The sequence below is a fragment of the Mesorhizobium sp. M2A.F.Ca.ET.067.02.1.1 genome, assembly GCF_004023285.1.
Classification (GTDB): Bacteria; Pseudomonadota; Alphaproteobacteria; order Rhizobiales; family Rhizobiaceae; genus Mesorhizobium.
Genome location: NZ_RZSB01000797.1, coordinates 1 through 2,656, shown reverse-complemented (window position 1 = coordinate 2,656; position 2,656 = coordinate 1). Strand labels below are relative to the sequence as shown.

Here is a 2,656-nt window from a genome sequence, read left to right as displayed (position 1 = left end):
GTCATTGCACCTCACGCCGTTGTCGGCCGCTCCTGCCAGATCGGTCGCGACGGGTTCATCGGCCCGGGAGCCAGCATCCAATATGCGCTTGTGGGCAATCGCGTCATCATCCATGGCGGCGCAAGGATTGGCCAGGACGGTTTCGGCTTCGTGGGCGGCGCCAAGGGACCTGAACGTGTGCCGCAGATCGGCCGCGTCATCATCCAGGACGACGTCGAGATCGGTTCCAATTCGACCGTCGACCGCGGTGCGATGTCCGATACCATCATCGGCCAGGGCACAAAGATCGACAATCTGGTGCAGATCGCCCACAATGTTCGCATCGGCCGCAATTGCATTATAGCGGGCCTTTCGGGTATTTCCGGTTCCGTCGTCGTCGGCGACAACGTCACCATGGGTGGCGGTGTCGGCCTCGCCGATCATCTGACCATCGGGCCGGGAGCCAAGCTTGCTGCGAGAAGTGGATTCATGAACAACGTGCCGGCAGGCGAGGTCTGGGGAGGCTACCCGGCGCAGCCCATGGCGGAAGCCATGCGCGAGATAGCGATGCTGCGCAGGATGGCCAGAACGCGCAAGCAAGGCGACGGAAATGGCTGACATGGTGGCAACGACACTCGAGGCGGTTGACATCATGGGGCTCATGAAGCTCCTGCCGCACCGCTATCCGTTCCTGCTGATCGACCGTATCGTCGATATAGACGGCGACGAGTCCGCGGTCGGCATCAAGAACGTGACCATCAACGAGCCGCATTTCCAGGGCCATTTTCCGCAACAGCCGGTCATGCCCGGGGTGCTGATCATCGAGGCGATGGCCCAGACCGCCGGCGCGATCTGCATTCGCAGCCTCAACACGGAAAAGCCCTCGCTGGTTTATTTCATGACCATCGACAACGCGAAATTCCGCAAACCCGTGGTTCCGGGCGATCAGCTCAGGATCCACGTCAAGAAGATCAAGAAACGCGGCAACCTGCTGAAATTCGCCTGCGAGGCGATGGTTGACGGCGCGAAAGCCGCCGAAGCCGAGGTTTCGGCCATGATGGTTACCGGCTGACGGTTCGAAATGCTCATGAAAGTCGAGACATCTATCCATCCTTCCTCGGTCGTCGAAGAAGGAGCCCGGCTCGGCAAAGGTGTCCGCATCGGACCCTTTTGCCATATCAGCGCCGATTCAATCATCGGCGACCGCGTCGAGCTGGTCAGCCATGTGTCGGTGATGGGCGCAACAACCATCGGAGCCGGAACAAAGGTCTATCCGATGGCGACGCTCGGCGCGCCGCCGCAGAACACCAAGCACAAGGGCGGACGCACCACCTTGGTCGTCGGTGAGAACTGCACCATCCGTGAAGGCGTCACGATGCATGTCGGCACCGATTCCAGCCGCGGCGAGACGAGTGTCGGCGACAACGGCAATTTCCTTGCCTATGCCCACATCGCTCATGATTGCGTCGTCGGCAAGAACGCGACCTTCGCCAATGGCGCGACGCTTGGTGGCCATTGCGAGATAGGCGACAATGTCTATATCGGTGGGCTGACCGCCGTTCACCAGTTCGTGCGCATTGGCGACAACGCCTTCATCGGCGGCTGCTCGGCGGTTGTCGGCGATATCATCCCCTATGCGATCGCCGCCGGCAATCGCGCCAAGCTGCGCGGCCTGAACATCATCGGGCTCAAGCGCTCCGGCCTGCCGCGCTCGGAAATCTACCTGCTGCGCAAGGTTTATCGGTCGATTTTCGACCGTTCCCGCAGCGTCGCGGAGAATATCGATCTCGCCAGGGCGGAATTCGGCTCCTCGTCTCCTGCCGCCACGAAGATGATCGACTTCATCGCCAGCGGCGGCAAGCGGCACTATGCGGTCCCGCCGCTGAAGGGTGGCGGCGACGATGACAGCGGCGATGACGAGGCCTGAGCGCGCCGCATCAGGGTTCCAACTCGCGCCGGGCTCGAAGGTCGGCATCATTGCCGGCGGTGGGAGCCTGCCCGTCGAAGTGGCGGAGGGCCTGGTCAAGCACGGTTTTGTGCCCTTCATCATCATCGCCGCCGGTGAGGTCGACCGCGAGGCCGACTTTGCGGCCTACGATCAGGAAAAACTTGCGCTGGAGGACATCGGCCTGCTGTTTCCGTTGCTGAGGCGGCAGGGCATCACCCACCTCGTCCTTGCCGGCGAGATCAAACGCAGGCCGCGGTTGAGCAAGATAAGGCCGACACTTGGTCTGCTGGCGATAATTCCCTCTGTGGTCAGAGCTTTGCGACGCGGCGATGATGGCCTGTTGAAGATATTGACCCGAGCCCTCGAAACGCGAGGCGTCAAGGTCGTCGGCGCGCACGAGGTCGTTCCGGAACTGACGGCGAGCGAAGGCACATTGACGGCGGCCGGACCAAACCAGTCCGACTGGCGCGACATCGAGGCCGCTCGCAAGGCGGCCAAGGCCATCGGCGCACTCGATATCGGCCAGGCGGCGATTGCGATCGGAGGTCGCGCCGTGGCGCTGGAAGGCATTGAGGGCACAGCCGGTCTGCTCGACAGAATGCAGGATTTGCGCGGTCATGGCAGGCTGGCCGGCAAGGCGCGCGGCGTGCTGGTCAAATGCGCCAAGCCGGGTCAGGAATTGCGGGCCGACTTGCCCACCATTGGCCCGCAGACGGTCGAGGCCGCTCA

General features: G+C 62.6%; 4 protein-coding genes. All 4 read left to right on the top strand.

Annotated features, from left to right (window positions below; genetic code table 11):
- The coding region (gene lpxD / locus EOA28_RS31935) for a UDP-3-O-(3-hydroxymyristoyl)glucosamine N-acyltransferase (RefSeq protein WP_128315666.1) at window positions 1-597 on the top strand (597 nt) is incomplete at its 5' end.
- Complete coding sequence (gene fabZ / locus EOA28_RS31930; protein WP_095818698.1) at window positions 590-1,051, top strand: 3-hydroxyacyl-ACP dehydratase FabZ; 462 nt, start codon at window positions 590-592, stop codon at window positions 1,049-1,051. The genes lpxD and fabZ, both read left to right, overlap by 8 nt.
- 15 nt (window positions 1,052-1,066) lie before the next feature.
- Entirely contained in the window at window positions 1,067-1,906 is an 840-nt protein-coding gene (gene lpxA, locus EOA28_RS31925) for an acyl-ACP--UDP-N-acetylglucosamine O-acyltransferase (protein WP_127250269.1), read from the top strand.
- Window positions 1,893-2,656 (top strand): UDP-2,3-diacylglucosamine diphosphatase LpxI (lpxI, locus tag EOA28_RS31920; RefSeq protein ID WP_128315665.1); only part of this gene is annotated, 764 nt, incomplete at its 3' end. The genes lpxA and lpxI, both read left to right, overlap by 14 nt.

Bases quoted from the DNA above. Each gene is read 5' to 3' on its own strand.
- fabZ (WP_095818698.1), top strand. From the start codon at position 590: ATGGCTGACATGGTGGCAACGACACTCGAGGCGGTTGACATCATGGGG.
- lpxA (WP_127250269.1), top strand. From the start codon at position 1,067: ATGAAAGTCGAGACATCTATCCATCCTTCCTCGGTCGTCGAAGAAGGA.